Source organism: Hyphococcus aureus (assembly GCF_042643165.1).
Taxonomy (GTDB): Bacteria; Pseudomonadota; Alphaproteobacteria; order Caulobacterales; family Parvularculaceae; genus Hyphococcus; species Hyphococcus aureus.
The window spans coordinates 1,397,570-1,423,960 of record NZ_JBHRSH010000001.1 but is presented as its reverse complement, the minus strand read 5'-3'; the positions used below and the strand labels follow the sequence as shown (position 1 = coordinate 1,423,960).

The following is a 26,391-nucleotide window of genomic DNA, read 5'->3' as shown; positions in this document are numbered from 1 at the left end:
TTTAGCACCGATTGCTATTCGCTATTCGCCGCTCGCTAAAAGCATTTGAACTCGTTCCACTTCATCGACCGGCGCAAGAATCCCAAGGGCAAGTCCCTCGGGAACCGTCAGCGTTTCCTGAAACGCGCCAAGGCGCAGATCAAGGAAGCGGTGAACAAATCCCTGCGCGACCGCTCCATGAAAGAAATCGACAAGGGCGAGAAAATCTCGATCCCGTCGAAATCAACAGGCGAACCGCGCTTCTCCCATGACCGGGAGAAGGGCGCGCGTGAGGCGGTCCATCCCGGCAACAAGGAGTTTTCCGCCGGGGACAAGATCAAAAAACCGCCCAAGGGCGCGGGCCGCGGCAAGGGCAAGGACGCAAGCGATAGCGGCGAGGGAGAGGACAATTTCCAGTTCACGCTGACGCAGGACGAGTTTCTCGACATCTTTTTCGAAGACCTGGAGCTGCCCAATCTCGTCAAACGCTCCCTGAAAGAGATCAAGTCTTACGCCTATAAGCGCGCCGGCCTGACCGTCGCCGGCTCGCCCACCAACATGAATCTCGTGCGCACTATGCGCAACGCCCATGGCCGGCGCCTCGCCCTGAAGCGCCCGTCGACGAAAGAAATGAACGAGCTGAAAGAACGCCTGTTCCAGCTTGAGCGCATCGCCAGCCCGTCGGAAGACGAGATCGCGGAGAAAAAAGCGATCATCGAAAAGCTTGAAGGCATGGAAAAGCGCCGCCGCTTCACGCCGTTCATCGACCCCTTGGATATTCGCTACAACGCCTATGAGCCGACGCCGGTGGAGACGACCGCGGCGGTCATGTTCTGCCTCATGGACGTCTCAGGCTCCATGGGCGAGCGCGAGAAAGACCTCGCCAAGCGGTTTTACATGCTGCTCTATCTCTTCCTCAAACGCCGCTATGAGCGCGTGGAAGTCGTTTTCATCCGCCACACCCATCACGCCGAGGAAGTGGACGAGGAAACCTTTTTCTATTCGCGCCAGTCGGGCGGCACGGTCGTTTCAACCGCGCTTGAGAAAATGCTGGAGGTGCAGCGCGACCGCTTCCCGGCCCATGAATGGAACATCTATGTGGCGCAGGCGTCAGACGGCTTCACGCAATCGGGCGACGCCAAACGCTGTGTCGAGATGCTGGGCGAAGAGGTGATGCCGATTTCCCAGTATTACGCCTATATCGAAATCCTCGACGAGCGCGAGCTGGAAGTCTTTTCCGACGCGGATTCAGGCGCCGAGCTCTGGCGCGCATATCGCACCTTCGCGCCGCAATGGCCGAACTTCGCGCAAACACGCATCGCAAGGCCCCAGGACATCTTCCCGGTCTTCCGCGAGCTTTTCGCCCGCGACCGGAAGGAGGCGGCGTGATTTATCTCGCTTTCCTGATGATTACCGGTGCATTTCTGATTTTTTTAGCCCGTATCCTTGCGAAGGACGCTGCACACTTCGAACGAACCGGACGGTATGGTGGTCTGACTCAAAAAGTAAAAAGCGTTGGCCTCTGGTTTCTAGCCATATTCTTGATTGGCGTACTGCGAATTGAAACAGAACGCGGCCAGCTATCAAGTATTTTTTCTTACACTGGCCAGGTAGACTCATACATTTGCATAGCAAGCTTTGTATCTGCTGGCGCCGTGTTCTTAGTTACCCTTTTTGCTGAGCGAAAATCACATCGAGCGAGCGGAGAGGAGAAATGACCGCAACCGCCGAAAAACTTCCCCTCCTCTATTCCGAAGCCGACTGGGACTTCGAGACCCTAAAGCGCGCCTATGACGCGATCGAGGATATCGGACTCAATGATCTTGGGCTCGACGTCTATCCGAACCAGATCGAGATTATCTCGTCCGAACAGATGCTCGACGCCTATTCCAGTCACGGTATGCCGCTGATGTACAAGCACTGGTCATTCGGCAAACATTTCGCCCGGGACCAGATGACCTATCAGAAGGGTTACACTGGTCTCGCCTATGAGATCGTGATCAACTCCAACCCCTGCATCGCCTATCTCATGGAAGAAAACACCATGACCATGCAGGCGCTGGTGATGGCGCACGCCAGTTTCGGGCATAATCATTTTTTCAAGAACAACTATCTGTTCCGGCAATGGACCGACGCCGAAGGCATCCTGCCCTATCTCGACTTCGCCAAAAAATACATCGCCAAATGCGAAGACGAATATGGCTTCGAGGAAGTCGAGGCGGTGCTCGACGCGGCCCATGCGCTGATGGATCAAGGCGTTTTCCGCTATAACCGCCCGCCGCGCCTTTCCGACGCCGACCGGCTCGCCAAAATCGCCGCGCGCGTCAAACACGAAGAGACAAATTTCAACGATATCTGGCGCACGCTCCCCAATTCTGAGGAGCCCGAGGACGAGCTGGAAGAACGTCAGGCGGAAGTCCGCAACATTCAGCTTCCCGAGGAGAACCTCCTCTATTTCATTGAAAAAGCCTCGCCGGTTTTACGCCCGTGGCAGCGCGAACTGGTGCGGATCGTGCGCAACATCGCCCAATATTTCTATCCGCAAAAACAGACCAAGGTCATGAACGAGGGCTGCGCCACGTTTGTCCATCACTACATCATGAATGAGCTTTATGATCGCGGACAGATTTCCGAAGGCGCGATCATGGAGTTCTTGCACTCCCATTCCTCCGTCGTGTTCCAGCCGGAATTCGATGACCCGCGCTATTCAGGGATCAATCCTTACGCGCTCGGTTTCGCGATGATGGAAGACATCAAGCGCATCTGCGAAGATCCGAAAGATGAAGACCGCGAATGGTTTCCAGATATTGCGGGCTCGGGCGACTGGCGAGCCGTGTTGAAAGACGCCTGGGCCAATTACCGCGACGAAAGCTTCATTCTGCAATATCTATCGCCCACCGTGATGCGCCATTTTCGCATGTTCGCCATTGGCGATAATTCAGAGGCCAGCCATGTTGAGATCGAGGCGATCCACGACGACCAGGGTTTCCGCAAAGTGCGCCGGGCCCTCGCGGAAATGTATGATCTCGGCATGCATGAGCCGAATATTCAGGTGGTCGGCGCCGATCTCGAAGGCGACCGCACCCTGAAACTGCGTCACACCGTTCACAATGGCCGCAAGTTGAACGAGAAAACCGCCGCCGCCGTCCTCACCCATATCGAAACCCTGTGGGGCTACGATGTGACGATGGAAGAAGAAGACGCGTAAAGTCCAAAGGGCGTTTTGGCCTGAAATGGCCGCCCAACCTATCGCCAAACCATCCGATCCTGGATAGGCGCCGACATTGCGAACTGGCGTAGAGCACAAAAATTATCGCGAACAGCAGTGAGTGCTGTTATCTTCGAAGCCGCGCTACCGTGCGCAAATTCCATTTGGGAGGGGGTACGATAATGCGCAGCTTGCTCATTTTTCTAGGGGTCTTTTTGCTGGGAGCTTGCGACCGGCACGCGACGACAAATGAACAAGCAACACAAGTCGATCTTGCAGACTCTTTACGCGGCCAGAGACTCCTCTTTCTCGGGGCGCATCCTGATGACGAATGGGTGTTGATGCCGATTTTCGCAGAAGCCTGCCTCATTAACGGGGCGACTTGTCATTTCACCATCACGACTTCGGCGGAGCTTGGCTGTATGGAGACGATGGGAATGATTGACTTCGATGCGTGCGCCGCCATTCGCAAACAGGAATTAGCGACATCGGCCGCCATCGCAAATGGAAGCACCGAATTTCTCGGCTGGCAGGATCTTTTTTATGCACATGACGGCGAAGGATTGCGTCGCAATCTTGTTCGATGGGAAGAAATGAATGGCGGACGCGAGGCGCTTGTCGAGCAAGTCGTTGACCTGCTTCAGCGTAACAAGCCGGAAGTGGTTTTCGGCATTGACCCTCGGCATGGCTCAACATGCAATCCAAATCATCGCGCGACCTCTCTTCTTCTGGTCGAAGCCGTTAATCGCCTTCCCGTCGAAGACCGTCCGCGCGTGCTTTTTGAAAATACCTACACCGTATTCGAACGCATGACGCCGGACATGGCGGAAGCGGTTGACCATGGCGCCATGTTCCCCTGGCCAGACCGCAACGACCCGGATATTTTCTTTGATGCGACGCGTATTCTTCCCAATGGCAAGCGCGCCATTGACTATCAGCTTGATGCGCTGCGCGCGCACCCATCCCAGTTTCCGGGCTTTCCCGACGACGCAAGCATCAACGCCGACCCGGAACAACTTCTGATCCCCCTGGTGGATCTCGCAGACATCGACCCGACAGAAGAACTCTGTACGCCGCTCGGCCTGTCTGAATACAAAACCCTAGACAAAACGCTCACTTTTGTGGGGCGTAAATATGCCGAGATTGCCGAGAAAACTAACGAGCCTCATGCATTCCGCTTGACGCATGATGGCGAGGTCGTTGGCGAGTACGGGAGCCTCACCTCATGGCCACACAGTCTTCAAAGTGACTTCCCGGAGAAAGGCGTGAGCTTGATCGTTGCCGCCGCCACGGCTGCCGAAGCGGAAGCGGTTCAAAGCAAATATCTGCAATATGTGATGCGTTTTATCGAAGCGCCTGCCTGACGGAGAGCCGCAGAATCTCGTTGTGGTCTGCTCGCTATTACGCGCGGTTCATTGTAACATGCAGACAGTGAACAATTTTATTTGGGGGCTTCATGATTCACTATTTCGCTTCAATTCTTCTCGCAGGCGCAGCCGCGGCGGCCCCGGTAAAAGAAGCTGTGGTTCCGGAGGGTTTTGAAGAAATCGTTGAGCTGTACCATTACAATCCCGCCGTGAAGGTCGGCAATCAGCTTTATCTTGCCGGCGTCATGGCGTCCGTTCCCGACTATGACATCACCACAGGCGGCGAGGTCGACAAGGAAGCCATGTCAACTGCGTTTCGCGCTGCGTTCGAGGAAGCGGGCGCCGTTCTCAAGGAGGCAGGCGCAAGCTGGGACGACGTGGTGGATATCACGACGTTCCATACCGATATCGACGCTCAGATTTATCCGTTTGCGGATGTAAAGGACGAGTTCATCAAAGCGCCCTACCCTGCATGGACTGCCATTGATGTTGACCGGCTGTTCTCGCCCGAGGCAATCACGGAGATCAAAATCATCGCCGTCATGCCGGACAAAGCTGAATAGAGCGCGGGGCGGCGCTTAGCGCGGCTTGTCGTCCCGCCCGAAATTCGGCGCGGCGCTTTCCTGTCCCGCCTCGACGATTGCCTTGCGCAGACCGCGCACGCGGGTGAAAGCGTCTTCCAGCGCCTGGCCGTCGCCCCAACGGATCGCGCGCTGCATCACCGCAAGTTCTTCTGAAAACCGGCCAAGGACTTCCAGCACCGCTTCCTTGTTATTCAGAAAGACGTCGCGCCACATAACCGGGTCGGAGGCGGCGATACGGGTAAAGTCGCGGAAACCGCCGGCGGAATATTTCACAATCTCTCCGGCGGCGACCGATTCCACATCATCAGCGGCGCCGACAATCGTGAAGGCAATCAAGTGTGGCAGGTGGCTGGTGACGGCGAGCGCGAGGTCATGATGCTCAGCGGTCATGATCTCGACCTTGGCGCCGACGCCCGACCACAGCGCCGCGGCTTTGTCGACCGCCGCTTTATAAGCGTCATCATCGCGCGGGGCCGGCGTCAGAATGCACCAGCGGTCATGAAAGAGGCTGGCAAAGCCCGCTTCCGGGCCTGATTGCTCCGTGCCCGCAACCGGATGGCACGGCACGAAATGAACCCGCTCGGGCATCGCCTTCGCGGCATCGAGCGCGACGCCTTTCACCGAGCCAACATCGATAATGAGCGCGCCATCATCGGCGGCGCTAGCGAGTTCCGCCGCGACGGCGCCAATGGCGCCGACGGGCGTCGAAACAATGATGAGATCGGCGCCTTTGACGCCTTTGACAAGATCGGTCTCACCCTTGTCGATGACGCCGAGCTTTTGCGCGCGCGCAATCACGTCCGCGTCGCGGTCGACGCCAATAATCTCATCGACAAGAGCGGCGGTGCGCATGGCGTGCGCGAGCGAAGAGCCGATCAGGCCGACGCCGATGACGCAGGCGCGGTTGAATTTAACAGAATCAGTCACGGGAGAATTTCTTTTCCAAAAGCTCGATGAATTTACGATTGCCAGCTTTCGGGCCGACGCTGACGCGTAAATAGGCGCCGAGGCCATAAGAGCCCATATCGCGCACGATAACGCCGTTCGATTTCAAATAGGAAAGAACGTCATCCGCGTTCCTGCCGGGTTCTTCGGGAAACTTCACCAGAATGAAATTGCCATGGCTCGGAACGAATTCCAGCCCGAGACCGCCGATCTGTTGTTGCAGATAGTCCCGCTCCGCCCGGTTATGTTCGAAATTCCGCCGGACAAAGTCCTGATCTTCAACCGCCGCAACGCCCGCCGCCTGCGCCGCCGTGGAGACGTTGAACGGCCCTCTAATGCGATTGAGCGCATCGGCGATCAAAGGCGGGCAATAGGCCCAACCGAGTCGCAACGCCGCAAGTCCGTAAATTTTCGAGAAAGTGCGGGTCATGACCACATTGGGATAATCATCGACCAGCGCCGCGCCGTTTGCATAATCACCCTCGTCAACGAACTCCGCATAGGCGGCGTCGATAACCAACAGAATATCCTCGCGCAGATTTTCGCGCAGATGACGCAGCGCCGTATCTGTCAGATAGGTGCCTGTGGGATTGTTGGGATTGGCGATGAAAACGATCCGGGTTTTTTCGTCCACCAGGCCGAGCATCGCCTCAACATCGCCGGTCAGATTTTTTTCCGGCGCATAGCGGGGCTCTGCGCCGACGGACAGCGCGGCAATGGCGTAAACCACAAAGCCATGCGCGCTCATAATGATATTGTCGCCTTCGCCCACATAGGCGTGGGTCAGAAGCTGGAGAATTTCATCGGAGCCGGCGCCGCAAATAATCCGGGACGGATCGAGCCCGTGCACCTCGCCGATTTTCTCGCGCAACTGCACCGACGCGCCTTCAGGATAAAGAAAGAGCTTGTCGGCCGCGTCCCTGTAGGCCGCGATCGCCTTCGGGCTCGCCCCGAGGGCGGACTCGTTCGAAGACAGCTTATGGATCTCCATGGCGCCGGGCGCTTGCGATGCGCCGGGCGTGTAGGGTTTGATGTCCATAATGCCGGGACGCGGCTGCGGGAGCGCCATGACGTGAAATCCTATACTTGCACCGCCCGCGATATAGCGGCGGGACGCCCGCGCTGGCAACCAAGGCTATCGCGGCGCCGTATCCCGCCGGGTCGGCTGGGGCGCTGCGATGGCGGGTCGGAGCGCGCGCGCGCCTTCTCGGCGGACAAGGCCGACAGGCGCGAGCATGTCCTTTTCGGCCTCCAGCATCAAAACGCCGCCAAGCCCTGGCCAGAGCCGCGCCCCTGCGCGCTCCCACGCCCGCGCGGCCCGCAGCAATAATGTCGACCGGAAGGGCGGAAAAAATAACGCCGCGTTCCAGACCGTCGGCCGGAATATTGCGTCGCGCAGCAGCCCCTGCAGGCGGCGCTTGTGATAAGGGCGCCCCGCGGCGAAAGGCGTCGTGTCGATGACCGACCACAGGCCGCGACGGTGCGCGGCGACAATGATCACCCGGCCATCGTCTTTGAGGACGCGCCATATCTCACGCATAAGACGCTGGGGCTGCGGCGCTTCTTCAAGGCCGTGAACAATCAGCACGCGGTCGAGACTGGCGTCGGGAATAGGCCATTCATGCTCCGCGACGAGGCTCGCCGCATTCGCCTCACCATGCGGCCAGCGGATGACGCCCTGCCCCCCGGGCGCCAGCGCAAAGCGGGCGCGCGCGCCGGTGAAAAGTTCGAGATAGGGATTGGCGTAGCCAAAACCGGCAATGGCGAGCCCGGCGCCATCGCCCCAGATTTCCACAAGACGGCCGGAAATGAAGTCACGCGCCGTGCGCCCCAGCGGCGACTGGTAGAAATCGTGAAAATCGAGAATGTCTGTGCGCATGAAACGTCCCGCCCTGGTGATTTTGCGCCGGGCCTTTGCGATTGTTATGCTGGCGGTCTTAATCCGGCGTCAATGACGCCCGCGCCATCTGCCCGCACCTCGTGAATGAAAGACACCCTCATGCCCATGGATATTCGCCAGTTTGCCTGCCTTTCGGACAATTACGGCTATCTTGTCCATGACCGGGAGACAGGCGCGACGGCGGCCATCGACACGCCGGACGCCGAAGCCATCAACTGCGAGCTGGATGCGGCCGGCTGGAAACTCACGCATATTCTCAACACGCATCACCACTGGGACCATGTGGGCGGCAATCTCGCGCTAAAGGAAAAATGGGGCTGCACGATCATCGGCCCGAAGGGTGAGGCGGACAAAATCCCCGGTATCGATCAACCCGTGGGCGAAGGCGACGACATCATGCTCGGCGCGTCAAAAGCGAGCGTTCATACAACGCCGGGACATACGCTTGGGCATATCGTCTATTATTTCGCCGATGACCGCGCGGCGTTTGTCGGCGACACGATTTTCACCATGGGCTGCGGCCGGCTTTTTGAAGGAACCGCGGAGCAAATGTGGTCATCCCTGTCGATGATCGCCGCTCTCCCGCCGGAAACGAAACTTTATTGCGCCCATGAATACACGCAAGCCAACGCCGCTTTTGCGCTGTCGGTCGATCCGGAAAATGACGAATTGAAAAAACGATCAGCAGATGTCGATGCGCTGCGCGCGAATAACACGCCGACGGTGCCGACGACCGTTGCGCTGGAGCGCGCCACCAATCCATTCCTGCGTGCTGGCGAGCCTGCGCTTCAAGCCGCCATCAAGATGGCGGGGGCAAAGCCGGTTGACGCCTTTGCAGAGACGAGGCGTCTTAAAGATAATTTCTGACCTTAAACCGCGATGCGTTTTTCGATCAGGGTTTCTTCAGCATAGCCGCGCTTCCTGACGGAATATTTTCGGCAGAAATCAAGCATGGCTTTCACCGCTTCGCTGTCAGGGTTGATAATATCCTGATCGAGCGAGACCAGAGAGACCGCCGAAATGACTTTGTCATCATAAGACATGACGGGGGCGGCGATACACTGCCTTCCAGGCATGATTAAGCCGACGGAATAAGCATATCCAGCCTTGCGAATATCCTCGACCCTGGCCGAAACCTCTTTCATCGCAGCATCAAAATTATCTTTCGTCTGGCGCCGGACAACGTCTTCGATGCGGTCACGGTGGCCGAACGCCAGGAACACCATTCCTGTCGCCGAGGTGAGAATCGGGATTGAAACCCCTGCCCCCAACATCGCCATTGTCGGCCGTTTCGATCGCTCAAAGCGGACAATTGTCGGACCGCTGTCAGCCCAAACGGTCAGGAAACTGTCGGCGGCGGTTTCGTCAGTAAGCTTCGCCAGGGCTTCGCCTGCGCGGTTGACGATGTCGACCCGGTTAATCGCCGCCAAACCGAGCCGCAATGTCTCCATGCCGAGATCATAGGCGCCCGATTTCGCCGCCTGATTCAGAAAACCGCAGGCGCAAAGACTCTGCAAATACCGGTGGGCTTTACTCGGCGCGACGCCGGCTCGCGCCGCAATCTCCTTCAACGACACAGGCCCGTCCATCTGGGCCACCACATTCAAAATATTGATCGCTTGACTGACTGACTTAACGCCGGAGGCCGTTTCACTCTCTGTTTTCGTCATGAATTCCCCGCAAATTGCTCCTTTGGGAGGAACACAACATCGGCGGCCTCCCTGATGGCTTTTTTCAAATTTGGTGCGGGCGCCCCCCCGGAAGCACGCATGGATTCCAGTCATTCGGATTCCGAATACCTAGAATAATATTACAATACAGGATAAGTTCAGAAACTGAAAATTTTTATTATTCTGCAATACGGAATGAATTTTGCGCTGCGGCAACAAATGTTACCGACACTAGCACCATCCCGCACTGCTTATATTTTCAAGTATAGATAAAAATTATGATGCAGGCTTCGCGCCTGTTGTGAGTAATCATAAAATGGAGCGGGTGAAGGGAATCGAACCCTCGTCGTAAGCTTGGGAAGCTTCTGCTCTACCATTGAGCTACACCCGCCAGCCAGTTCCTAGCATTGGCAATCCGGCGGTGTTCATTTCGCCCCGGCGCAGGAAAAGGTCAAGCAGGCGTTTTCCAGCCAGTTCGGGTCCGAAAGAGCCTAGACCTCGCAGGCGAAACTCACCAAGAATTCATTTCCGAAACCGTGCGACGCCATCTTTTAGCCCGCGCGAACAGGTTTATCTAAGGCCCGGAACGAAAATGGCCCCATGCCGTTTTCCAGAAAGTTCGGGATTTTGAAAGGAGGCCGGTCATGTGGAAACGGCTAGCAGGTATTTTTGGCGCAGTTGGCGCAGCGCTTCTGGTGGCGATCGCCCCGGCCGCAGCCAAGCCCAAGGCGGAAAAAGCCGCCGAATTGGTGGTCGATGCGGCGGACACGGTGAGTTATTTCGCCAATGACAGCGCTTTTGAACCCCTATGGGAAATGGCGGATGACGCCAAGGCCATGGTCATCGTCCCGAAATCCATTCGCGGCGGTTTTATTCTCGGCGCGTCGGGCGGCAATGCAGTCATGATCGCCCGCAATGAAGACGGAAGCTGGTCGGAACCGACATTCCTCACCATCGGTTCAATTTCCTTCGGCTTCCAGGCCGGCCTTGAAGGCTCTGAAACCGTGCTTCTGGTGATGACACAGCGCGGCATGGAACATCTCCTGTCGACGACCGTGAAGCTCGGCGCGGACCTGTCGCTCGCCGCCGGGCCAATTGGCGCCGGCGCAAAAGCGCAAACAGTGGATGTCCTCGCCTTTTCCCGCTCGCGCGGCCTTTACGGCGGCGTCAGCCTTGAGGGCGCCATCCTGAAAGCGCGCCACAGCTGGAACCAGGATTACTATCAGGCGAATGTCACGCCTGCTGACATCATCTATCGCGAGAAAGTTTCGCAACCGCAGTCCGCGGTTTTGCAAAACGCGGTCTGGGCCCTCGCCCATCGCGACCAGCCCGGCGCGCAACCTACAATGATGGCGCCAGTGCAACCGGCGCGCGTCGATCCGGTGACTGGCGAACCTTTACCGGAAGAGCCGGAATACGAAGATGACGCTGTCTGGGGCGCCCCGATTGGCGATATCGACGACAACAACTAGGATTTCTGACATAGAATTGATCCTCTTGTGATCAAAGCCGAAACACCCGCCGGTTGCTCCCGGCGGGTGTTTTCGTTCATGCTGGCGCGCTATTCAAAAAGAGACGCATATGGACGGCGAACAGCCCGCGCCCAAAAAATTTCAGCATCCCGATATCACCGCCAAGGGCGAGCCGCGCGCTGCGGTTCCGTTTGTCACCCTCGACACGCTCTGGGTGAATACCGGCACGCTTTGCAATGTTGAATGCACGCATTGTTACATCGAGTCTTCACCGACAAATGACCGCCTGGTTTATCTGACGGCGGCTGATATCATCCCCTTTCTGGATGAAGCGCGCGCCATGAACGCGCGGGAGATCGGCTTTACTGGCGGCGAGCCGTTTATGAATCCGGAGATGATCGCCATAGCCGATGCGGCGCTTTCCCGGGGCTTTGAAAGCCTGATCCTCACCAATGCCATGCGCCCCATGATGCGTCCGAAAATCCGCGAGGGCTTGCTCAACCTTCGCGACCGGTTTGGCCGCCTCCTGACCTTGCGGGTCAGCCTCGATCATTATTCAGCGGAGAGCCATGACATGGAACGCGGGTCCGGCGCCTTCGAGGCGGGCATGGCTGGCGTCAAATGGCTTGATGAAAACGGTTTTGCGATAACCATCGCCGGACGCAGCCTCAGTGGAGAAAGCGACGGGGAATTGCGCGCAGGGTTTTCCGCCCTGTTTGCTGAACGCGGTCTTTCCCTCGATGCACAAGACCTGGCGCAGCTTGTTATATTTCCGGAAATGGACCCGGTAAAAGAGGTTCCCGAAATCACCACCGCCTGCTGGTCGATCCTTGGTAAAGACCCTGCGGAGGTGATGTGCGCCAATTCACGCATGCTCGTGAAACGCAAGGGCGCGGAGAGGCCCGCCGTTCTATCCTGCACGCTCCTTCCCTATGACGCACAGTTTGAAATGGGCGCGAGCCTCGCCGAAGCGGCGGCGCCGGTGCGGCTCAACCATCCTTTCTGCGCCCAGTTTTGCGTTCTTGGCGGCGCAAGCTGTTCAGGCTAAGGCACGGACAATGACCACACCGCCAAAAGAAACCGCCCTCGAACAACGCGCCGCAGAAGGCGCAAAAATGTATTCGCCGTCGGCAGCCCGCAACCGCGACAACATTCGCGATGTGTTTGTGCAAACCATGCCCCAGGAAGGAGAAATCCTCGAAGTCGGCGGCGGCACGGGCGAACATGCCGTTCATCTCGCCGCAGCCTTGCCGCAGGTCAGGTGGTTCACGGGCGACCCGGATGAAACGGCGAGAGCCTCCATCGCGGCATGGATCGCCGACGCAAAGCTGGGCAATCTTCACGGACCCCATGCAATCGATGTTACAGCGGAGAACTGGGACGCAAGTCTCGCCGCCGCTTACGAAGGCGTTGTCTCCATCAACATGATCCACATCGCCCCCTTTACAGCGGCGGAAGGATTGTTCACCGGCGCAGGAAGACTGTTGCGGCCCGGCGGGAAACTGTTTCTTTACGGACCATTTTCCAGAATGGGCGTCCACACCGCGCCGTCGAACGACGCCTTTGATCGCAGTCTTAAATCGCGAAACCCCGACTGGGGCGTGCGCGATCTGGAAAACGACATCGTGCCGCTTGCCCGGAAAAATTTCCTCACCCTTGATCAGGCTGTGGAAATGCCGGCCAACAATTTCTCCGTCATCTTTCGGAAAAACTGACAAATCCAATCTGAATCAGCCCCTTCTTTTCCCCACAGCCCCAGGCGAAAGAATGTGGAAAAGAATGATTCGACGAATGTCAATTCTTCGGTATCCTGATCTTGTTTCGCGGCTCTATTGGCCATTCACAGCACATACCTAGCTGAGGGTGGAACGAGCAAACGGAATGATGCGCTAGCCCGGATGCGACGCTCAGAAGCATACCGGACAGGACAAAACCGATAGGTGGGATTTGTCGCGCGTGGCCGGACCTGAGCGGTCCGCCCCTGAACGAAACGCCGAAAGGCAGATCGTGAACCGGGGGACTGGCATCGCCGTGAACAGCGGGCAAGCTGTAAATCGGCGCGCGACGTCAATGTCATGCGACAGCGCAAGCTGGCGCGTTGGAAAAGGCGGCGCGGATCTGAAGGACGCATGGCGGCGGACATGGCGAAACGCAAATTGCCGGCAGCCACGACCCGAGTTGTGCGCCCGAAAGGTCTAGCGGTTGGAGATATTGGCGGCAACGTCTGTATTTAACAGTCGCACTGGAGAGCATCTGAATTCTCACTGGATTGGGGTGTGCTCCGGATTTCCGCGAAAGCGGGAAGAAAGGGCGTCGCGCAAGCGTCGCCCTTTTTTCTTATGCGCATTTTTGCGCATTCGTCGGCTTGGAGTCCCAGCCTGCGCTTAAAATCGTATGCTTTTAGCCTGGCGCAGAACCTATTCTCTGACAGGCGCCCCCTATGCGTCGACGGTCAAAGACCTGTATAGGGCCCCACATGGCCCGGACCATCCGCACCCTTGCCGCCCTGTTGATCGCGGCCTTTTTCCTCATCGTCGGCAATGGCCTCCAGGGGACGCTCCTATCCGTTCGCGGCAATATGGAAGGCTTCCCGCTGGTGCTGGTGGGCCTCCTCATGTCCGCTTATTTCGTGGGCTTCATGGCGGGCTGCCAGTTCGCGCCGGCCATGGTCAAGCGTGTGGGCCACATCCGCGCCTTCACCGCCCTCGCCTCCATCGCCTCAGCCGCCGCCCTCGCCTATGCGCTTGCCGTCGAGCCCGTCTTCTGGCTGGCCCTGCGCGTGATCACAGGCTTTGCGCTGGCCGGGCTCTATATGATCATCGAGAGCTGGATCAACGAGGCCGTCGACAATGAACAGCGCGGGCGCACGCTCGCCGTTTACCGGCTGGTGGACCTGTCGGCCGCGACCATCGGCCAGGCGATGATCGCCCTCGCCGCGCCCACTGCCTTCACCCTGTTCGCCATTGTCTCGATCCTGATCTCGCTCGCGCTCGTGCCGGTCGCCATGACCACCTCGGCGCAGCCGCGCCCCATCAGCAGCGCCAAGCTCGAGCTCGGAAAGCTGTTCCGCATCTCCTCCCTCGCCGCTGTCGGATGCCTCGCCGTCGGGGCCGCCAATGGGGCCTTTTGGGCGGTTGGAGCCGTCTATGTCCAGGAGCTCGGCTACCCCGTCACCACCGTCGCGATTTTCATGACGACGGTCGTCATCGCCGGGGCGCTGGTGCAAATGCCGCTCGGCCTTATCTCCGATCGCCTTGACCGGCGCATCGTCGTTGTGGCGACGGCGGGCTTGTGTTCTGCGGCGGGCGCTTTTCTGGCTCTGGTTGGCGGCGCCTCCAGTGAGATGCTGCTTTACGGCGGCTTTGCTTTCGGCTTTACGGCGATGCCGATTTTCGGCCTGTGCGTCGCCCACGCCAATGACCGCGCAGAACCGCATGAATATGTAACCCTCGCCGCGGGGCTTCTCTGGCTTTATGGCGCGGGCGCCGTCGCGGGCCCCGTGATCGCGCCTATGGTCATGAATGCATTCGGGCCCAAAGCGCTCTTCATTCACACCAGCGTCATTTACGGCGCGCTTGTCGTGTTTGGCCTCTTCCGGATCCTTGTTCGCGACGCAGCGCCGCAGAAAAACCGCGAAGCCTATGTTTCGGTGCCGCGCACATCACCGACCGTGTTTGAAATCGATCCGCGCGGCGAGCATGACGAAGAGAGCGACGAAGACGGCGTCAGCGAAAATGCTTCGACAGTTTAAGCCCCTGGCCCTGATAGTTTGACTTCACGGCCTCGCCGTATAGCCGTTCCGGGCGCGCCGACATTTTCTCATAGACCAGACGCGCAACAAGCTGGCCGTCTTCAAGAACAAACGGCGCATCATGACTGCGGACCTCAAGCACGCCGCGCGACCCGTTGGCGCCGGTCCCGCTCCACCCGAACCCGGGATCGAAAAACCCCGCATAATGCACCCGAAACTCGCCAAGGCCCGGGCTGATGGGCGTCATCTCAGCCGCATAATCGGGCGGCACGGCGAGCGCCTCCTTTGAGGCGAGAATATAAAACTCATCAGGGTCAAGAATAATAAACCCTGACGCCGGCGCCGCGATGGGTTCAAAAAACTCCTGCGCATCAAGCGCGCCAACCTTGTCGACATCTATCAGCGCCGAATGGCGCCGAGCGCGCCAGCCGACTAGCCCATCGCCCGCGCGCAGCGCCACCGACAGACCGAGCCCGCCGGCGATATCCGCCGCCCCCTCGACCAGCGGCGATGCCTCATTCAGCAGCCTCAATGCCGCATCATCAAGCCGGTACTCGCCATATTTGAGACGTAGCTGGTTCAAGCTCGACCCGGCGCGGGCGAGGATCGAAAACGTCCGTGGACTGATTTCCGCATAAAGCGGCCCCTCATAGCCCGCAGGAATTTCATCGAAGGCGGCGCCATGATCGGTGACAAGACGCACAAACACATCAATGCGGCCGGTGGAGCTTTTCGGATTAGCGGCGCCTTCAAGCCCTTCGGGCAGCGCCAGCCTCTCATTCAACTCTACGAGGTAAACGCAGCCACGCTCGAATACGGCGCCTGCAGAAAGGTCGATTTCCTGCATGGCGAGCCCATCGGCGAGGCGCGCGGCCACTGTCCGCGCCCGCGAGGGAAGAAAGGAAGCGCGCACCCGCCACGCGCGAGGCGACAAGGTGAGATCAAGGCTTGCCGGCTGCAAGCGGAAGGGGTGAGCGCCAACGATCACGCCGCTATCCATCAGCGTGGCGATCGTCTGCGACGCGAGCACGCCATCCGCCAGCGTGTTCATCAGTGTCTGTGCATCCGTCATCGGGCCCGTTTGCCTCCCACAAGCGCCAATGGCAAGGGCTTTAGCGTGCACGCCCCGCCAGCTTTTCCCCGCCTCGTTGAATTTGCATTCATTGTCTGGCGCATTGCAACGACGCAGCATAGATTGTGCAAAAAAGGGGATAGTGATGGAGTTGCAAGGCGGCGCGATGTCGAGGGGAGACCGCAGCGGCGAAAACTATGAAAGCGTGACACGGGGCATCCGCGTCAGCGTGACCCCGCGCTTTCTCGAAGACCAGTCAGATCCCGACGAACCGCGCTATGTCTGGGCCTATACGGTCCGCATTAACAATGAATCCGAAACGCCCGTCCAACTGCGCACGCGTTACTGGCGGATCACGGATTCACGCGGTCAGACTGATATTGTCGCAGGTGACGGCGTGGTCGGTGAACAACCGGTGATCCGCCCTGGCGAAGGGTTTGAATACACCTCTGGCGCGCCGCTGGCGACGCCTTCCGGCCTGATGGTCGGCGCTTACGGCATGGAGGCCGCCGGCGGCGAGACCTTTGACGTCGATATCCCCGCTTTCTCCCTCGACAGCCCCCATGAAATGCGCCAAGTCCATTAGCAGCCTGCCCCCTTTCGGGCGTCGCTGACGAACGCCATTCATGCTGAATTTCCGCCCCGTCTTGCTGGTTACAGGCGCGCTTGTAGCCGCGCTGGGCGTGATGATGCTGATCCCCATGTTTGCGGACCTTATCGCCACGGCGGAGGTCCATCGCGCGGACTGGTCCGCTTTCGCTATCGGCGCCTCGGCGTCTGTCCTGATCGGCGGCGGCGCTGCGGCGGCGAGCTGGGGGCGGATCGAAACCATTTCGCTGCGCGAAGGCTTTTTGCTGACATCGGCGAGCTGGCTTGCGATTGTCGTCTTCTCCGCGATCCCGCTTGCGATTGGCGAGATGGAGCTTTCCTATACGGACGCTTTTTTCGAGGCGATGTCCGGCATCACCACAACAGGCTCGACCGTTGTCAGCGGTCTTGACGATGCGCCGCCAGGTTTTTTGTTGTGGCGCTCAATGCTGCAATGGTTTGGCGGCGTCGGCGTCATCATCATGGCCTTCGCTGTTTTACCTGCGCTCAAAATCGGCGGCATGCAGATTTTCAAAAACGAAGCCTGGGACACATCGGAAAAATTCATCGCCAACGCCGCGCAATATTCGCTCGGCCTCAGCGGCATCTATGTGTTTTTCACCATCGCCTGTTTCATCGCGCTCTGGGGCTTTGGCATGCCCGCTTTCGACGCGCTCAATCATGCGCTGACAGCAATTTCCACTGGCGGCTTTTCAACCAAGGACGCTTCCGTCGGCGCATTCCTGACCGTGGGCCGTGCGCCGCTGGATCTCGTCATCACCGTGTTTATGGTGATTGGCTCCCTGCCGTTCGGCATCTTCCTGATCGTGATCATGCGCGGCGCCTGGAAAAGACTGTTCACGGACAGTCAGATCCGTTTTTTCGCCCTGACCATCCTCGTGCTGACGCTTGCCGTGATGGTCGATGTCATCGAGGCTTTCGGCCATCTGGGGCTTTTCACGGCCTTTCGCATGGCGATTTTCAATGTCGTTTCAATTCTGACGGGCACCGGCTACGCTACAACGGACTATGACGACTGGGGCCCGTTCGCGATCGCCTTCTTTTTCTGCATCATGTTTGTGGGCGGTTGCGCCGGCTCGACATCCTGCGGGATGAAAATCTTCCGCTTTCAGGTCGCGCTCGCGGCGTTGGTGCTTTATGCGCGCCGTCTGGCGCATCCGAATGGCGTCTTCGTGGCGCGCTATAACGGACACCCGCTCACCAATGAGGTGTTCGTTTCGGTGCTGAGCTTTTTCTTTGTCTATTTCGCGATCTTCGCCACGCTCGCCGTGTTTCTGTCCGGGCTCGGCCTCGACACCCTGACGGCGATTTCTTCGGCAGGCACGGCGGTCGCAAATGTCGGCCCTGGGCTTGGCGATATTGTCGGGCCGGCGGGCAATTTCGCGACCCTGCCCGACGCTGCAAAATGGGCCATGGCCGCCGGCATGCTGCTTGGCCGGCTCGAATTTTTCACCGTGCTTGTCCTGTTTTCGCCAGCATTCTGGCGGGGTTGAGGAACGACGCGTTCCTCGCGCAGCCGACCAATTTACTTTCCTGTTGCGCCTTCTCGACTATCCCAGATAGGCTTTGGCCGGGGTCAAGGAGGGGCATATGAAGTTAAGCAGGTTTTTGGCTTGCCTGACCGTTGCAGGCGGCGTTTTGGGAAGCATTGCGCTGGCGCAAGGCCTCACCGCTTCCAGTCCCGGTTTCCATTTTTTCTACAAACCCGGCGCGACAATGACGGATCATAATGATGCGCTGGTCGCCTGCGCTATCGCCACACGCGGCATGATCAATGGCAGCGACGCCATGACAGGCATTGCAGCGGCTACAGGCGGCGGGCTTTTGGGCGCTATTGTCGGCGGCGTCATCGACAATAACGAAAACCGCCAAGGCGCGGCGGCGAACATGGAAAACTGCATGGCCCTGCGCGGATGGAGCGTTGTTGGCCTGACAGAAGAACAAGGCAAAGCGCTCGAGGCGTGGGACGATGATCCTCCTCGATTGCGCGAAGAGTTGAAGCCCTTCGTAGAGGCGCCAACGGCGCTTGGCATTCTTCACCGCGGAACGTTTGCAAACGAACTCGCCATTGGCGGCTTCCGTGTTCGCGAAGCTGAGGACCTTGAAGAAGTCTCCTTGAGCCGCCGCGCAGTGGAGGACATGACCGACGCCGCTATTGAAGCCGCGGGCGAGCTTCGACCGCCCAAACCGCCAAAAGGTGTAAAAGCGCCGAAGCCTGTCAAAGCCGTGAAGGAAAAAGACATCGCCACCGTGAGCGAGGACAGGGGGCAAATTCTATTAAGCATGGTCGGCGGGAGAACCGACCTGAACATGCACAGCATTATTTTTCAGCGCCTAGACGACGACGGCGCCGAGGTCATTTATGACGGCGAACCAGTCAGCGTTACGCTTGGCGGCAATCTCACTCCGAAGATCCGGAAAACCAGAGGCGGCGAAATCCGTCGCTATGATTTTCTTGCGGAGATACCACCGGGCATCTGGAAAATGGCGACGATCAATTGGGGCGCGTTCGCCGCAGATCTCTGCTTTGGCGCGCCGGCCTTTATCATTCATGACGGCGAAACGCTGTTTCTTGGCACAATGCACCTGCCTGAAGATGGCGGCTATCCGCTCGACCAGTCCGACCTGAGCGTCGCCCACGAGATTCTGGAGCCGCTGCCTGCATTGGCCGATCGCGTCAAAGTCGCAGCGCTCACAAACGGGTTTACGTCGGATTGCTTCGGTTCATATGCCTATGCGTATGAACAACCCGGCGCGCCTTTCGTCGACCAAGCGCCCGATGCAGACACGATTGCAGTTGAAACTGTTGACGATGTCTCTTCTGAAGCTGACCAGATGGAGGCAGGACTGAGATAGATATAAGTCTCTAACTCAGTCATGGATCGACGAAGCTTCCTGCGCCATCCAAAAATTTTACCGCCTGCGCCGCGCGGCGGGCTCTTCGGAGGAAGAGCTTTCGGTCTGTTCATCTTGCCCCAGAGCGAACACCACGCCGGGGCAAGGCTCGTTTTCAAGAACGGATTTGTACCAATCAAACGCTTCGTGCTCCAGGCCATGCCGGAAAGCCAGTCCGCTATACTGATTGCCGCCATGGGACATGGCCTTGTCGCCGAAAGTCGCCTGTAAGCTGTTCAACTGTTGCTGCAAGGATTGCAGATATTGCCGGTCTCCATAGTCCCCGGCATTATTCGCACAAGTTTTACCCATGCTTTCAAGCCAATACGCCGTTCCAAATATTTCAGAACACGCCGCCACACGCGCCTTATTGTCAGCCTGAGCCGAACGGCATGTCTGGGCAGTCTCATGATAAGGAACGAAAGGCTGGTTCTTTTCCTGAACAGGGGCGCCCTCGATATTTCTTTCCGAACTCTCCTTAAACAACACCGCCGCACGGCCATAGATTTCGCATGATGGCGGTTCTTCAATTGGCGGGAGCGAGACTTTACCTGACAGTGATCTCATGACCTCAAGATAGGACCGGTGAATATTTGCGCATGTCAGCAGGTTGTAATCTGTTGCGCCCGCAAGCTGCATCGGGCTGAAAAAATCGACCCTGCTGAAATCGAGCTTTCCGTTCCTGACACAGAACACCAAATCCTCCGGAGCGGACGGGGCGTTGAGGCATTTCTTGACGAGTGTTTTCCGGTAGCTATCGACTGTAAAGTCTTCAGGCGGCTCCATCCCGGCCTTGATGTGGCGATGCAGCTCCGCAGGCCAGCCAAGGGTGTTGGAGCAGGAGAGTTCATTCTTGTTATAACCGCGAGACGGAGTTTCCTGGGCGAGAGCGTAGGTTTTGAGGAAAGTCTGCGCAAAGCCTTTCCGCCCCAGCTCCCAGACCTCAATCGTCATCCGGCGATCCTTGCCGATCGCCGCTTCGGTGCAATAACCGAAGGCCGCAGGCATTTGCTGGAAAACCATATGAATGTCAGAGACGGTTCCGCCAATGATGGTTTGCCCCTGCGCCTGATTATTATTTATCGCGGATTGCTGGTTATAGAGATATGCATTGTCCTTGGGATAAGAAAACTGACTCGCTGCGTTCAGGTTGATAAACTCGTCCTCGACCCTTGTGTCCGTAACCAGCGTCGCCAGCAGCTCCACACGTTCATAGCCAACGCGTTTGATCTCGACATCGCCAAGCCGCATATAAGGCTCAGTTGTAACGAACTCTTTCTCGCGCATGTCAGCAAGGGCAGTCAGTTCGTCCCCGGACAGAGCATGAGACAATGATGCGCTCATGCCGGTCGAATAGTCACTGACGCCGACTGTGATTTCCTTCAAGGCGAAATGATCGGAAAAAGGGTTTTGCTTTACCGACAGGGTGACACGGCATGGATCTTGGCCGACCTGCGTCATCTCGATGGTGTCTCGTAAATTCCCCCAGCGGCAGCCTACGCCCTCGGCAGGCTTGCCCTGGTGATAAACTTGCGCTTCCGGCGCCGCATTCCGGCGCAAGCTTACTCTCACCTCATAATCTTCGGGCTTGGTTCGTTTCGTTGCGCGCTGCGCCGAGTAGTTGTTGGAAAAATAGTTACTCAGCGCAAGCGTCATCATATAGCTTGGCACCGTCAATTCCTGGCCATCGCGCAATTCAACCTGAAGCCACGGCAATGGCGCCGATGTGAGTTGCTGGAAAACCTCGAGATCAAGAATGTCCTTGCCGTCTTCGAGCACAAACTCAAAGTCTGCACAGCGCTCCACCTTCGCCTGGCGCACCACCGGATTGTCGCCAGCCTCAATGAATTTACAGGAGCGCTCTTTCACCTTGACGCCCGGCGGCCAGTTGATAGCGCCTTTAATGCGGCCATCGCCGGATCCCTGCTCATCAATCGTGAACGTCATCAGCTCCGCAATATCTTTCGCGCGTTGCGACACATTCATTTCCTGAAGCGTCGTCGCCATGACCGACGTGTCTTCGCGAATGCTTTTGGTCGTTCGATCAATGCGCGATGTAGAATCGTCGATGGATTCCATGCGATCGAGCATGGCCGCCACATTGCTGTTTTCGTCATTGCCGCCGAGGATAATCAACGATGACGCGGTCAAGAGCGCACCGAAACTGGCGAGATAGACATGCACCAGGGTTTTGCGAACGGCTTTCGGCCGATGCTGGGAGACAAGTGAAATGGACAGAGCGACAATCGCCGCAACGGAAAGCGCGAGGACGGACCACAAAACCCGCGAATAGGCCTGAACGATATCTGCGCCGACGGTGAACAGGCTGCTCGCCGTCAGAAACGCCGCGCCTTGCATATCGAGAGAATGGCGAACTTGTTTATAGATCAGCCGCCAGGACCGGGGGGAAAGCAGTCTCACCGAATTTGAAAGAAAACCAAAAATGCTGCCTGGAATTGACGCCATGCTCACCGCCCCGCTTTATTTTGGTTTTATTTCAACGCAAACCGACGGCAGCGGCAAGGCGAACAGCCAGGAAAACAGGTATCAAGATCAGAGATCTTGCGTATTAAAGGTGTCGCAGGCGTCGACGCTGCCGGAACGGTAGCCTTGCGTAAACCAGCGCTGACGCTGCGCCGACGAGCCATGCGTGAACTTCTCCGGTTTCACTTCCTGGCCGGCGCCGCGTTGCAGCGCGTCATCGCCGATCACTTCCGCGGCCTTGAGACCTTCTGCAATGTCGCCTGCATCGAGAAACTGCCCCATCCTGTCGGCGTAGTGGGCCCAGACGCCAGCATAGCAATCGGCCTGAAGCTCCATCATCACCTGATAGGCATTGGCCTCAGCTTCGCCGCGCGCGCGTTGCTGCGCTGTGCGAACCTGATTGGAGATGCCCGTAACTGTTTGCACATGGTGGCCAACCTCATGAGCGATCACATAGGCGGCCGCGAAATCGCCCGGCGCGCCGAAGCGCTGCGCCAGTTCGCGGAAAAACCCCACATCGAGATAGAGTTTCTGATCGGCGGGACAGTAAAAAGGCCCGGTCCCAGAGGAGGCGAATCCGCAACCCGACTGCGTATTGCCGGTAAACATGACGAGCGTCGGTTCGGGATAGTCGGACCCTGCCTCTTCAAACAGGCGCGACCAGACATCTTCGGTTTCCGCCAGCACGGCGCGGACAAATTGCGACGACTCGTCGTCAATCGGCTCCGCCTGCTGCTGCCCGACGCCGCCGCCTTGCAACAGGGCCATGGGATTGACCCCGGCCATATAAAGGCCAACGCCGATGACCCCGACAAAGAGGAGCCCGCGAATGCCGAAGCGCCCGATGATCAGGCGCAGCAACATGAGCAGGATCCCGGCGCCGCCGGCCGCCGCGGCGCCGCGGCGGTCTTCCACATTGCGGCTCTGACGCCGTCCCTGCCATTTCACCATGTTTTCGTCTCCCGCCCGAGCCCGTTAACCCTGAAACTGGACCGCCAATAAGCCCCAAAGAGCGGCGCCTGTCGAGCCTGAAACCCGCCCTGAACCCAAAGGGTTCCGGGCTCACCTTGACTTGGCGCCGCCGCCATAGGACTTTCTGCCTCGCCTATTGGGGGGACGTCGGGGGTTGTTTCATGTCCGGAACCGGTGACGCTGTAAGACTTGCGGCGGCGTTCATCACTGCAGCGCTGTTTGGAGCGGCCATAGCCTGGCCGCAAGGCGGCGCCAAATTCGCTGAAAAGGCGGAAGCGTTCGCGGCGCGCGCTGACGGCGCTCCGATGTCGACGCGCGCCTGCGCCATTGGCGAGCCCGCGCTGTCCGGCCCGTTCGCGCCCCTCGACGATGTTCTGTCCGTGTCGCCGCTGGGCGGTGTGACGGCCCCGGGCGAAGCTCTGCCGGCGCCCTACATACGCATCAACACACGCTCCGGCGAACAGGCCTTTGAGCGGCGCGCGACACAGGCCCTGTCGCCGGCTAAGGCGGATATCGTCGCTATTGAAAGGCGCACCCTGCGCGACGCCTATGGCCGCGCCACCGGCCCCTCATGGACCGTTTATTTCCAGACCTGCGGCAATATCTCATTTTACTATGACCGTATCGACCGCATCGACGACGCCATACTTGAAAAGGCTGGCGGTCTGGTCGCCTTCAGCGAATTCGGCACGCCCGACCATATGGGTGTTGAAACCCGCATCCGGGTTGCGGTCGGCGATGTCGTTGGCGACAGCGACGGTTTCGACGTAGGGCTCCACGACCGCGATGCGACGCCCGCCGCGCTTGCCCGGCCCGAACGCTATCGAACCGATAGCTTCGCGCGCGCCGAAGTTTTTGACGCCCCGCCTAGCCTCGTCGCGGCGATAACAACCGATGTCACCCATGCGCGCTGCGCCATCGATTATCTTCCCAAGGATGAGCAGACGAAATGGGCCGCGCTTCTCGGCGATAGCTGGGGCGTGCGCCGCGCCAAGGGCGATAATGCCTGCCGCGCCGCCCTGGTGGACACGCCGGGCGCCGCGCAAGGCGCGTGGTTTACCGACGCCGCCCACAACGCCGCCGCCAGCAAGGTGAGCGCAATTGCGCTGTCGCCGGATTCCATCGACCCGAACCGGCTGATCTTCGCCCTGCATGGACGCCTGCCGTCCCTGACAGAAGACATGATTTCTCTGCCGAAAACACCTGGCGCCGCCGCGTCCGGCGTGGCCAAGGATTTCCTCTCCTTCACCGAAGGTGAAGGCCGCATCAATACGCCTTTCGCCAATGTCGCCGACATGGATGTCTATTGCTATCAAAAGCTACGCGCCAATTTTATCGGCCCGCTGGTCAATGGCGTCATCCTGCTTCAGCGTCAGCAAGGCGACAACGGCCTAGACCTGTTGAAGATCGAAGCGCGCAACAATGTTTCAGCCTGCATCGACCTTGAAGAGCCGTGGCGCTTCACCGGCAATGAAACCGTCTTCTACAGATAGGCGCCTGATACGCTCGTCCTCATTGCGCTGAAGCAAATTGCACGTCATGCTCCCCCGCGACCTTACGCGTTCGCTAAGACATACGGGCGCGCATGACGCAGTTCGCCAAAACACTGCAAGGAGTGTGACAAGGTGGCCAAAGGCGCAGAAACGCTGAACTGGATTGATGCGCTTCCCGACGAGTTGCGCGCCGCCGTCATGTCTCAGATGAAAACCGTGCGCGTCCGGGAAGGCGCGCTGATTTGTGAACGCTTCACCCCCGCCAAGGGGCTGTTTCGCGTGGTATCCGGCACTGTGCGGCTTTTCTCTCTGGCGCCGGACGGTCGCGAGATGATTTACAAACTCAACGGCGCCGGTGAAAGCTTTGGCGATATCGCCGCCATTGACGGCGGTCCCTATGCTGTATCGACTGAGGCGGTGACGGATTGCGAACTCCTGTTTCTTTCCAGAAGCCAACTGAACGAACTGCGGAAAAAATACCCCGAGCTGGAAACGGCGCTCCTTGGCTTTGTCGCACGCATCGCCCGCACCTCCATTATGTCGCTGGAAGTGGCGACGATTTTTCCGTTGCATGCGCGCGTCGCCTCACGACTTGTCTTCCTCGCCGCCAACGAGAACACCGGGTCCGGCCAGACGATAGAGCTCAAGATCGCACAAAAGGATCTGAGCATCATGGTCGGCGCCTCACGGCAGGCGGTCAACAAGGTCCTGGTCGAGTTCCAGTCGATGGCGTTGATAGAGACCCGTTACGGGTCGTTATGCATCACCGATCTTGACGGGCTGCGCCGCCAGACCATGCGCTTTTCGTCAGCGCCGCCGCTGGATTAGCCACTAAGGTTTTACCGCCGAAACAAGCGAATAATAAGGGCTCGTCTGGACAGCATCGACACTGACAAAACCGGCGTCCTCCAGATATTTCGTCAGCTCACGGAATGTATATTGCTTGCCTTTCGTGCCGCGGAGCATGAGGACAGAAAATGATGCTGGTGTCATCGGCCCGTCTTCATTGTCGTTCATGAGAATTTCGTGGAGAATAATCCGCCCGCCCGACGGCAGGGCGTCAAAGGATTTCTTTGACAATTGCGCGTTGATGTCGTCGTCCCAGTCATGAAACACGTTGGAAAAGAACAACGCGTCATAGCCAGTGGGCCAGTCCTCCCGGAACATATCGACAGCGATTGTGTCAACACGATCCGCCACCCCGGACGACGCGATGAATAATTCAGACGCCGCATCACACATCGTGTCGAGATCCATGATAGTGGCGCTAAGAGATGGGTTTCGCTGCGCCGCTGCGATGGAAAAGACACCGGACCCACCACCCACATCGAGCAGTTTTTTCACCTTGCTGAACGCGCCGGAACGGGCCGCCGCCACCGCCGCAGGCAAGGAATGAGCGTGCATAAATTTCGCGATGCTGCGCGCTGCGTCAGGGGGCACCTTGCCCGCCTCCCAGCCATCCGACGGCTTGTCCTCACGAGGCGTCTTTCCTGTTTTCAAAAGCGACAGAAGCTCGCCATGCAAAGGCGTGCCATTCTTGTAAATCTCAAACAATGGCGACCAGGAATAAGTTGTGCCGGATAGCAGATATGTTCTGGCATGAGGCGTCAGGCGCCAGACGCCTTCACGCCGGTTTACGAGCCCCAGCGCCGCCACGAGCGACATCACCACGCCAAGCGCTTTCGGATTGAGAGAGAGCTTGTCAGCGAGATCGTCAAGACTCAGAGGCTCAGCTTCAAGCGCTTCAAAAACGCCCGCCTCCTGCACGGCCGTCGCCGCCGGGAAGTAATGCATGGAAAGCCAAAGATCCCAGATCGCGCGATCGTCGACAGGCGGCGCTTCGTAAAATTCCGTCATACTCTCTCCCAATATCTTTTGAGCGAAGAGTACAGCACAGGACGGGAGCCATATGCTTTTTTGCGCATGGAATGACGACTGCCGGCGTTGTACCCGGAAATCCCAGACCGCATTCGCAGAGTAAATAGGCTGC

General features: G+C 58.4%; 23 protein-coding genes and 1 tRNA gene. 15 read left to right on the top strand and 9 right to left on the bottom strand.

Annotated features, from left to right (window positions below):
* The first annotated feature begins 45 nt into the window (after positions 1-45).
* The 5 genes from ACFOOP_RS06925 (at position 46) to ACFOOP_RS06905 (ending at position 5,117) form a co-directional block, all read left to right on the top strand.
* Positions 46-1,368, top strand: a complete 1,323-nt coding sequence (locus ACFOOP_RS06925) for a YeaH/YhbH family protein (RefSeq protein ID WP_379880156.1) — start codon at positions 46-48, stop codon at positions 1,366-1,368.
* Positions 1,365-1,697, top strand: a complete 333-nt coding sequence (locus tag ACFOOP_RS06920) for a hypothetical protein (protein WP_379880155.1) — start codon at positions 1,365-1,367, stop codon at positions 1,695-1,697. The genes ACFOOP_RS06925 and ACFOOP_RS06920 overlap by 4 nt, the downstream gene beginning before the upstream one ends.
* Positions 1,694-3,187, top strand: a complete 1,494-nt coding sequence (locus tag ACFOOP_RS06915) for a SpoVR family protein (protein ID WP_379880154.1) — start codon at positions 1,694-1,696, stop codon at positions 3,185-3,187. Before ACFOOP_RS06920 ends, ACFOOP_RS06915 begins: the two co-directional genes overlap by 4 nt.
* Before the next feature lie 182 nt (positions 3,188-3,369).
* Positions 3,370-4,551, top strand: coding sequence for a PIG-L deacetylase family protein (locus ACFOOP_RS06910; protein WP_379880153.1), 1,182 nt, complete (start codon positions 3,370-3,372; stop codon positions 4,549-4,551).
* A gap of 92 nt (positions 4,552-4,643) precedes the next feature.
* A complete protein-coding gene (locus ACFOOP_RS06905; RefSeq protein ID WP_379880152.1) occupies positions 4,644-5,117 on the top strand; it encodes a RidA family protein in 474 nt (157 codons plus the stop codon).
* A gap of 15 nt (positions 5,118-5,132) precedes the next feature.
* On the opposite strand, the gene ACFOOP_RS06900 is transcribed toward ACFOOP_RS06905, so the two are convergent.
* The 3 genes from ACFOOP_RS06900 to ACFOOP_RS06890 all read right to left on the bottom strand — a co-directional run bounded on the left by ACFOOP_RS06900 (position 5,133) and on the right by ACFOOP_RS06890 (position 7,962).
* Positions 5,133-6,065, bottom strand: coding sequence for a prephenate/arogenate dehydrogenase family protein (locus ACFOOP_RS06900; protein ID WP_379880151.1), 933 nt, complete (start codon positions 6,063-6,065; stop codon positions 5,133-5,135).
* Positions 6,058-7,152 (bottom strand): histidinol-phosphate transaminase, encoded by a 1,095-nt coding sequence (gene hisC, locus ACFOOP_RS06895; protein WP_379880150.1) that lies wholly within the window; start codon positions 7,150-7,152, stop codon positions 6,058-6,060. Before hisC ends, ACFOOP_RS06900 begins: the two co-directional genes overlap by 8 nt.
* A gap of 66 nt (positions 7,153-7,218) precedes the next feature.
* Positions 7,219-7,962 (bottom strand): class I SAM-dependent methyltransferase, encoded by a 744-nt coding sequence (locus tag ACFOOP_RS06890; protein WP_379880148.1) that lies wholly within the window; start codon positions 7,960-7,962, stop codon positions 7,219-7,221.
* Between the two features lie 105 nt (positions 7,963-8,067).
* On the opposite strand from ACFOOP_RS06890, the gene gloB reads away from it, so the two are divergent.
* A complete protein-coding gene (gloB, locus tag ACFOOP_RS06885; RefSeq protein ID WP_379880147.1) occupies positions 8,068-8,850 on the top strand; it encodes a hydroxyacylglutathione hydrolase in 783 nt (260 codons plus the stop codon).
* A 2-nt stretch (positions 8,851-8,852) separates the two neighbouring features.
* On the opposite strand, the gene ACFOOP_RS06880 is transcribed toward gloB, so the two are convergent.
* Positions 8,853-9,653, bottom strand: a complete 801-nt coding sequence (locus ACFOOP_RS06880; RefSeq protein ID WP_379880146.1) for an IclR family transcriptional regulator — start codon at positions 9,651-9,653, stop codon at positions 8,853-8,855.
* Positions 9,654-9,970: 317 nt separating this feature from the next.
* A tRNA-Gly gene (locus ACFOOP_RS06875) sits at positions 9,971-10,044 on the bottom strand.
* 253 nt (positions 10,045-10,297) lie between these two features.
* Between ACFOOP_RS06875 and ACFOOP_RS06870 the strand changes: the two genes are divergently transcribed.
* The 4 genes from ACFOOP_RS06870 (at position 10,298) to ACFOOP_RS06855 (ending at position 14,876) form a co-directional block, all read left to right on the top strand.
* Entirely contained in the window at positions 10,298-11,125 is an 828-nt protein-coding gene (locus ACFOOP_RS06870; protein WP_379880145.1) for a lipid-binding SYLF domain-containing protein, read from the top strand.
* Between the two features lie 109 nt (positions 11,126-11,234).
* Entirely contained in the window at positions 11,235-12,173 is a 939-nt protein-coding gene (locus ACFOOP_RS06865; protein ID WP_379880144.1) for a radical SAM protein, read from the top strand.
* 10 nt (positions 12,174-12,183) lie between these two features.
* Positions 12,184-12,840, top strand: coding sequence for a DUF938 domain-containing protein (locus tag ACFOOP_RS06860; RefSeq protein WP_379880143.1), 657 nt, complete (start codon positions 12,184-12,186; stop codon positions 12,838-12,840).
* Between the two features lie 761 nt (positions 12,841-13,601).
* A complete protein-coding gene (locus tag ACFOOP_RS06855; RefSeq protein ID WP_379880142.1) occupies positions 13,602-14,876 on the top strand; it encodes an MFS transporter in 1,275 nt (424 codons plus the stop codon).
* Here ACFOOP_RS06855 and ACFOOP_RS06850 read toward each other — a convergent pair.
* Positions 14,851-15,948 (bottom strand): 2'-deoxycytidine 5'-triphosphate deaminase, encoded by a 1,098-nt coding sequence (locus tag ACFOOP_RS06850; protein WP_379880141.1) that lies wholly within the window; start codon positions 15,946-15,948, stop codon positions 14,851-14,853. The genes ACFOOP_RS06855 and ACFOOP_RS06850 overlap by 26 nt on opposite strands.
* A gap of 145 nt (positions 15,949-16,093) precedes the next feature.
* On the opposite strand from ACFOOP_RS06850, the gene apaG reads away from it, so the two are divergent.
* From apaG to ACFOOP_RS06835, 3 genes are all read left to right on the top strand, one after another.
* Positions 16,094-16,534 carry a Co2+/Mg2+ efflux protein ApaG gene (gene apaG / locus ACFOOP_RS06845; RefSeq protein ID WP_379880140.1) on the top strand — a complete coding sequence of 147 codons (441 nt, stop codon included), beginning with the start codon at positions 16,094-16,096 and terminating at the stop codon, positions 16,532-16,534.
* 40 nt (positions 16,535-16,574) lie between these two features.
* Positions 16,575-18,050, top strand: a complete 1,476-nt coding sequence (locus ACFOOP_RS06840) for a TrkH family potassium uptake protein (protein ID WP_379880138.1) — start codon at positions 16,575-16,577, stop codon at positions 18,048-18,050.
* A 97-nt stretch (positions 18,051-18,147) separates the two neighbouring features.
* Positions 18,148-19,413, top strand: coding sequence for a hypothetical protein (locus tag ACFOOP_RS06835; RefSeq protein WP_379880137.1), 1,266 nt, complete (start codon positions 18,148-18,150; stop codon positions 19,411-19,413).
* A 57-nt stretch (positions 19,414-19,470) separates the two neighbouring features.
* Here ACFOOP_RS06835 and ACFOOP_RS06830 read toward each other — a convergent pair whose 3' ends face one another.
* Together ACFOOP_RS06830 and ypfJ are read right to left on the bottom strand one after the other, a co-directional pair.
* Positions 19,471-21,918: a hypothetical protein gene (locus tag ACFOOP_RS06830; protein ID WP_379880136.1), complete on the bottom strand. Its 2,448-nt coding sequence runs from the start codon at positions 21,916-21,918 to the stop codon at positions 19,471-19,473.
* Between the two features lie 87 nt (positions 21,919-22,005).
* Positions 22,006-22,884: a KPN_02809 family neutral zinc metallopeptidase gene (gene ypfJ / locus ACFOOP_RS06825; protein WP_434056908.1), complete on the bottom strand. Its 879-nt coding sequence runs from the start codon at positions 22,882-22,884 to the stop codon at positions 22,006-22,008.
* 185 nt (positions 22,885-23,069) lie between these two features.
* On the opposite strand from ypfJ, the gene ACFOOP_RS06820 reads away from it, so the two are divergent.
* Positions 23,070-24,401 (top strand): hypothetical protein, encoded by a 1,332-nt coding sequence (locus ACFOOP_RS06820; protein WP_379880132.1) that lies wholly within the window; start codon positions 23,070-23,072, stop codon positions 24,399-24,401.
* A gap of 132 nt (positions 24,402-24,533) precedes the next feature.
* Complete coding sequence (locus ACFOOP_RS06815; protein WP_379880131.1) at positions 24,534-25,229, top strand: Crp/Fnr family transcriptional regulator; 696 nt, start codon at positions 24,534-24,536, stop codon at positions 25,227-25,229.
* Positions 25,230-25,232: 3 nt separating this feature from the next.
* Here the strand turns inward: ACFOOP_RS06815 and ACFOOP_RS06810 are convergent, their stop codons facing one another.
* On the bottom strand, positions 25,233-26,258 hold the full coding sequence (locus ACFOOP_RS06810; protein ID WP_379880130.1) for a methyltransferase: 1,026 nt from the start codon (positions 26,256-26,258) through the stop codon (positions 25,233-25,235).
* Between the last annotated feature and the right edge of the window lie 133 nt (positions 26,259-26,391).